This window comes from uncultured Novosphingobium sp. (assembly GCF_964277725.1).
Lineage (GTDB): Bacteria > Pseudomonadota > Alphaproteobacteria > Sphingomonadales > Sphingomonadaceae > Novosphingobium > Novosphingobium fluoreni.
Window position 1 is genome coordinate 1 of sequence record NZ_CAXYKL010000048.1, and the last position, 6436, is coordinate 6436.

6 protein-coding genes are annotated in these 6436 nt (G+C 60.2%); 2 read left to right on the top strand and 4 right to left on the bottom strand.

The genetic code is table 11. The annotated features are described in order from the left end of the window. The 4 genes from ACHWRX_RS02955 to ACHWRX_RS02970 form a co-directional block, all read right to left on the bottom strand. Positions 1 to 869 (bottom strand): cell wall hydrolase (locus ACHWRX_RS02955; RefSeq protein WP_394658035.1); only part of this gene is annotated, 869 nt, incomplete at its 3' end. Between the two features lie 130 nt (positions 870 to 999). Beyond that, complete coding sequence (locus ACHWRX_RS02960) at positions 1000 to 1245, bottom strand: XrtV sorting system accessory protein (RefSeq protein ID WP_058735024.1); 246 nt, start codon at positions 1243 to 1245, stop codon at positions 1000 to 1002. Positions 1246 to 1319: 74 nt separating this feature from the next. Further along, positions 1320 to 3482, bottom strand: coding sequence for a GumC family protein (locus tag ACHWRX_RS02965; protein WP_394658036.1), 2163 nt, complete (start codon positions 3480 to 3482; stop codon positions 1320 to 1322). 88 nt (positions 3483 to 3570) lie between these two features. Next, complete coding sequence (locus ACHWRX_RS02970) at positions 3571 to 4905, bottom strand: outer membrane beta-barrel protein (protein ID WP_394658037.1); 1335 nt, start codon at positions 4903 to 4905, stop codon at positions 3571 to 3573. Between the two features lie 196 nt (positions 4906 to 5101). Here ACHWRX_RS02970 and ACHWRX_RS02975 point away from each other — a divergent pair, with 196 nt between their 5' ends. Next, positions 5102 to 5683 carry a polysaccharide biosynthesis/export family protein gene (locus ACHWRX_RS02975; protein ID WP_394658038.1) on the top strand — a complete coding sequence of 194 codons (582 nt, stop codon included), beginning with the start codon at positions 5102 to 5104 and terminating at the stop codon, positions 5681 to 5683. A 10-nt stretch (positions 5684 to 5693) separates the two neighbouring features. Then, positions 5694 to 6436 (top strand): acyltransferase family protein (locus ACHWRX_RS02980; protein ID WP_394658039.1); only part of this gene is annotated, 743 nt, incomplete at its 3' end.

A 6436-nucleotide genomic window follows, 5' to 3' on the forward strand; every position in this document is an offset into this window, starting at 1 on the left:
GAGAGGCTGCGGATCGCACCAAGATCGCGAAGCGCAGGTTCAATAGCTTGTCCACGCTCCTGGCCCAACTCAGCCGGCCGATCTAGGAAACCTGCCGCCACGAGTTGCGATGCCGCAGGTTCCGGCACCAATCGCTTGCCACGGCCCGCTCCGGCAGAGCTCCAGTAGCCGGGCCACCGAAGGAACAAGTGCGGCCCTACCTGAGCGATCTTTTCCAGCTTCGGGCTCCACCACGGAAAGACGCCCTGCGTATGGTAATGCGTAGCCAGCCCTACCGCCGGCAGGACCAGCCCGTCCAGCATTCGATCCGCACGCGCAAGCGCGCCGGCGATGGCCGTTGCCGAATAACGGCGCGCCAGAGAGCCATCGCAGGTGAAGGTGAATTGGCACCCCGTTTTCCGCTCGCTTCCCTGCAGAACGACACCGCAGACACTGCCTGGAAAAGCGGGATGCGCCACTCTGTTCAGCACGACTTGGCCGACTGCCAGTTGGCCCAGAAGATCGCCCGGGCCAGCTTCGTACAGCATCGCCGCTGCCAGGCAGCCCCGCGCCAATGGCCGATCGTGAAGCGTGATCCGGCCAAGGAATGGCCGCGCCGTCTCGCCGACTGCAACGAATGGCTGACGCGCGTTCAGTGAGAGGGCATCGTTCCCCGTCACCGGGGCCGGCGTGGCAGAGCCGACATCGCTATCGACGGTCGGTACGCCAGGCAAAGCGGCTAACGGCGCCAGGCTCTCGGCGTCATCCAGTGGCCTTACAGACCTGATCGTCGTGACCGAGCCCGCCGCGAAAAGGGCAAGCACCGAAAGAAACGCGATCAGTACGATCAGAGCGATAACCTGAGGACGCGCCGAACGGCTGGTCAGCATTGCGATCCAGGGGCGCAAAGTTAGCCACACACCGCCTCGCACCGCCCGTCCGACCGGCCTGGAGCCGGGCAGAAGATCGACTCCTGTCTCTGGAAGAGAGATTGCCGTCACGAACCGAAACCAACCAATCTCACGAAGCGCGATCGAGGGGGCGGATGATGAACCAGATATACGCGATGGCGCCAAACATCAGAATGGCTGCCGGCACCGCCCATCCGCCATTGCCCACCTGGTTCGCAATCATGCAGATCGCTGCTGGCGGCAGATACTTCCACACCGCGTCATGAGCGGGCCTTGGCCCGACCGAGCGCTGCAGATAGACAACCGCCAGCGCCGCAAAGATTGCCACCGTCAACCAATCGAACACCGTCGTCATCGTCTCAATACCTTCAGGAGGAAGTCAGCGCCCCCACGCAAGAGCCCAGCGCTCATCGTGGCGAAGGCCGAATTTCAGTGGCCCGCAAAGCGCAGTTTTCCTGCGGTGGGTTCGGCGTAACTCCCCAACATCATATCACTGCCGGCAGGGACCTCGGTCAGCACAAGGCCCATCACAGAGCTTCCGGCGCGAGCCAGAACCGTGATGGCGAATTCGATGGCCTGGCGCGACGTATGCTTCCAGCGCGTCAACAGGACCACGCCATCGCTGACGGCGGCGATCACGCGCGCTTCCGCCACTTGTAGCACAGGCGGCAAATCCAGAATGATGAGATCGAACTGGTCACGGGCTTCACCGATCAAAGCCTGGAGTTGGTCGAACGCGATCGACTGGCCCGCCTCGATCACTTCCCCGACCGGGAGGAGTCGAGCCGGAGTGAGACCGTCGATCACCAGGCAATCGTTCAGCTTCGCCTCCCCGCGCAGGACCTCGACCAGGCCCGGGCCGAAACGACCGAACCCGAAACGCTGGTGAAACGTCGGGCGCTGCAAATCGCAATCTACGACCAGGACGCGGCGGCCACGCAAGGCCTGGCTGCGACCAAGAGCGATCGCGGTTGTCGATTTGCCCTCGCCGGCCTGCGGCGATGTCAGCGCGACGACGCGGGGGTGGACCTGTCCGGGCGGGAAGATACCCGCAGCCAAGGCCCGAAGAGATTCGGCGTAAGGCGAGTTCGGCGCTTCCACCACTTGGTTGATGATGGCCAGATCGTCTTCGTTGCGCAGCCTCGGTACGGCGGCCAGGAACTCGATCCCGAAGATGTTCTCGACCTCTTCGGGCGAACTGACACCCACCGCGAACACCTGCCGGATCAACGCCACGATGGCGAACAGGATAAAGCCCAGCACCGCGGCAACCGCCATGTTCAGGCCCAGCCTCGGGCCAGAGGGATCGATCGGCAAGGGCGCAAGGGCGGCAATCCGACCGTCGGCCTGCTCAATCCCGCTTTGCGTCGAGATTTGCGCAAGGCGAGACATATAGGCCTCCAGCAAGGTCTTCGGCGCTGCAACTTCCGCTTCCAATTCGCGCAGCCGCACCGCCGCCTTGTCGGCTCCGGCCAGCTCGCCTTCGGTTGCCGAAAGCCGTCCGGCAATTTCCGCCGCGCGCCCCGCAGACGCCTGGGCTTGCGCCTGCAGGCCTGCCACGACCCGGCTTCCCTGTCCCTCAAGCAGTCGATTGATTTCCTGCAGTTGCTGGCGAGCGGTGATCAATTCAGGATGATTGGCGCCATAGCGACTGGCCAGTTGCGCCACTTGCGCGCTGGCCGCGGTCTGCTGGGAGCGAAGGTCCGTCATGCCGGGCGCATTGCTATCACCCAGGTTATCGGTTCCGCGCGCCAGCTGCGCGCGCGCCGCGTCAAGCCGCTTGGCATCCTCCGCCGCTTGTGCGCGGGCTACTGCCAAGGTTTGGTTGTAGCTGGATATTTCCTGTTCGGTGAGCGTGCCGAGCGCGGTGTTCCCATTCAGGCCGACTTGCGCCTTGTAAGTGGCCATGGCAGCGTCCGCCGCCTTCACCTGCCCCCGCAGTCGGGCGATCTCGTTTTCCAGATGAAGCTTGACCCGCGTGTTCTCCTCAACCCGGACGCCCACCTGTGAATCGATGTACGTCTGCGCGTAGAGATTGGCCATCCGTTGCGCCGTTTCTGGATCGTTGGCACTGTACCGGATGTCGATCAGATAGGTCAGGCCGACGCGATTGATCGCGCGATGCTCCAGGATATCGCGCACCACCAGCGATGCATCTTCCTGCTGCTGCTGCGACATGCGCGCGACGGGGACATCGGGGATCAACCCGGCCCGCCGCGCGACCTGGAACGCCATCCCGGACGACGACAGCATCTCGACCTCGGTATCCACCACGCTGGAGTCCGCAGGCAGGGGAGAGACGACATCCTCCAGCCCTTGCACCACCTGCTTCTTGCGCTGGTCGAGCAGGACGCTTGCCTTGGTTTCGTAGACCGGGTCCTGCCGCCAAGTGTAGAGCGCGGCCAGACTCAACATCACGACCATAATTCCCAAGAACAGCTTGTAGTTGTCCTTAAGGAAGCGCGCGAACCGTGAACCATCCAACTGTGCCGCCCCGGCACCGCCCGAGTAACCGGTATTGTCTTCCGGACCAAGGTGCCGTCCACGCTCTGCGAGCGCATGATGCTGAGCGGCCGATAGTTCGTTGCTCACGTGGATAATCCTGTTGAGAGTACGCCGTTGTCTGACAGCGACGAGGTTGTGATCAGCCTGTCACTCCGCCTTTGGGACGAAATGACGGTCATGGCTTGAAGAGGACACCAATGCTGAGGACGTTGTCCGTCAGCCGAAGACCCAGATTGGTAGGTCGTGACGTGATCCGCAGATGGTCGTACCGCGCAAACAAAGTGACATGGCGATCGACCAGGTATTGCCCACTCAGGCCAACATGCGGCCGTCGCTCCGTGCGCTGCGGTAACTGGAACTGATTGGTTTCATAATCGGCGAATCCCGAAATAAGGACATAGCGATAGAGTTCGTGATCGACACGGATCGCGGCTCTGGTCCGCCGATAACTTGGCGCGAGGGGATTGCCCGCTTCCTGCAGTGTGCGAGATGCATCGAAAGTGACGGTGGTCAGCCGCGTGGGAAAATATTCCACTCGCGCACGCCCACCAAAGCCACTGAAGTCCCGAATGCCAGGACTGCGAAAGTCCTGCTTTATATAGCCGAGCGCCACTTCACCGCGTAGCAGATCGGTGAATTCGAAGCTCACGCCACCGAGCAGCTCGGCGCGGCGGGCTGACCTATCCGGCGTCGACGAACCCGGCTGCAAATTGTAATCGATCTTGCTGACCGACCCGTTGACCAGCACCGCCAGATCCGCGGTGATGGCATACTCCGCCCGGGCACCAGCCTGATACCGCGTTCGGTTCAAATCACGGGAGTTTAGAAGCGCACCGTCGAACGTCCGTAAATCGCCATATGTAACGCGTGCCACCGTTCCATTTGCAGAAAGCCGCATGCGACTACCCTGCCAGGTAAGCTGGCCGCCTCCCGTTGCGGTCTGATAAGCAAGCGGCTTTAACGAGTTGCGCAGCGCCCCCGGTGCATTGCGTCGCTCTACGTCCCGACGCAGCCCCGCAAACCCGTAGAGGCGCACCTCATTGCCGGCATCGTAGCGGCCTTCACCCTGGACAGAGTACGTCTCCGTGTTTTCAGTCTTCAATTTGAGGAAGCGCGTCACCCCTGCAGACGCCGTGAGACCAACCTGATGCCTCGTCCAGTCCGAAACGGCGTTAATCGAGGGCTGTATCGAGAGCGCGGCATCACTTTGCCTGTCTTGCGACCGGGCGCGGACATTATCGTCGAACGCAACAACTGCCGTGATTCGCGGATAAATGATGAAGCCGTCTAACCGCTTTCCGACTTCTTCAAAGCCGGATTGCACCCGTTCCGAAACAGCGACGGTGCGCTGTCGGTCGAATACGGTACCAACGGTTGGTGAGGCGGAGACATCCTGTGCACGTGCAGCATGGCCCGCCAGCACAAGGGCGAGAGAACCCGCTCCGCAAAAACGTCTGATCGCCACATAAATCATGAGCGAGGTACATATCGCCCGATCGATGCCGGGCAATCCGAATTGCCACGATGATCGATGTTGTTCGTGTTGCGAGCGCGCAAACGTGCGGTAATCTTCACCTAGTAAAATTGCTTAGATGTAGGGGCTTTTCCAATTGCCCTTCAAATTATGCGTGAAACGACGGTCGATTTTGATCCGATTTGGGTGGATTGTCTCCGCTGAATACGTGCAGAACAAGGGTTTCGATATAATGCGAGCGAAAAACACTCTTTATCGCTACCTCGGCGTTTGGGCCGTGGCATGTCTGCCGCTCCCCATCGGTGGTTGCGCGTCCACCGATCGACAGGCTGCGCCGACAGTTGCCGAAGTACAGGAGTACCGATTGGGCGCAGGCGATGCGTTGCGCTTGATCTTCTATGGCGAGGATAAGTTGAACGGCGAATATAGTATCGCCAGTGACGGCCGCCTCGCCCTGCCGCTAATCGGCACGATCGACGCGGGCGGAAAGACGCTTCCACAATTGCAGGAAGCTGTCCGAACCGCATACGCCAAAGGCGGCTATCTGCTTGACCCGAAGGTCGCGGTGGAGATTTTGCATTACCGCCCCTTCTTCGTTCTTGGAGAGGTGAACGCCCCTGGCCAATATCCCTTCATTCCAGGCATGACCGTGCGCCAGGCGATCGCAACCGCCAAAGGCTACACATACCGCGCGCAACAAGGTTCCGCCATGATCACCCGGTGGGGGGACGCCAGCGAAGTCTCATACAAGCTCTCGCCCGGAACAGCAGTAAACCCCGGCGATACCATCCGCGTCCCGGAAAGACATTTCTAAGGGTCGCAACATGACCAACTTGGTGCCAGACACCCTTCAAAAGGATTTACCGGCTAGCGGGAAGTCTCTGTCGGCTGCAGTCGCTGACACAACTCGGCTTGAAGGCGTGCAGATACTTCGAGCGATAGCGGCGTCGTTGGTCGTTTTCGGACACCTTCAAGGCACGATCCGTACGCATCCGGGTGAATTCGGTGCATTCGCGCCCTTTCCTATAAATGGCGGGATCGGCGTTGATATATTCTTTGCGATTTCCGGTTTCATTATCGTTCATTCGGGAAGTCGTCTGGTCGGACAACCGGGAGGAGCCCGCATTTTCCTCATCCGACGTCTGGCTCGTATCATTCCGATGTACTGGGCCGCTACAGCGCTATCGATCATGCTTGCCCTCTGGAGTGCGAAGAATGTGCCCTCTCTCACTCACGCCATAGCAAGTTTTGCCTTCTTCCCTGTTGCAGGCACACACGTTGGAACGTTCTACCCTGTTCTCGATCTCGGTTGGAGCTTAAATTACGAAGTTCTTTTCTACACCATATTTGCGTTATCGATGGTCATCTCAAGCCGTCATTACATTCCCGTGGCGCTCTCGATTATCTGCCTGTTTGCGGTCGTAGGACATCAGGAGAAGTTAGGTGGCGCATTGGAGTTTTGGACAAGCTCGATCATTCTGGAGTTCGGCTTCGGCATGCTGATCGCGTCAATTTTCCAAAAGCGCCGCATAACGCTCCCGCGACTATATAGAGCTTCGATGATACT

Excerpts from the sequence above, each read along its gene's own strand:
- ACHWRX_RS02975 (WP_394658038.1), top strand. The coding sequence starts at position 5,102 with ATGCGAGCGAAAAACACTCTTTATCGCTACCTCGGCGTTTGGGCCGTG.
- ACHWRX_RS02960 (WP_058735024.1), bottom strand. The coding sequence starts at position 1,245 with ATGACGACGGTGTTCGATTGGTTGACGGTGGCAATCTTTGCGGCGCTG.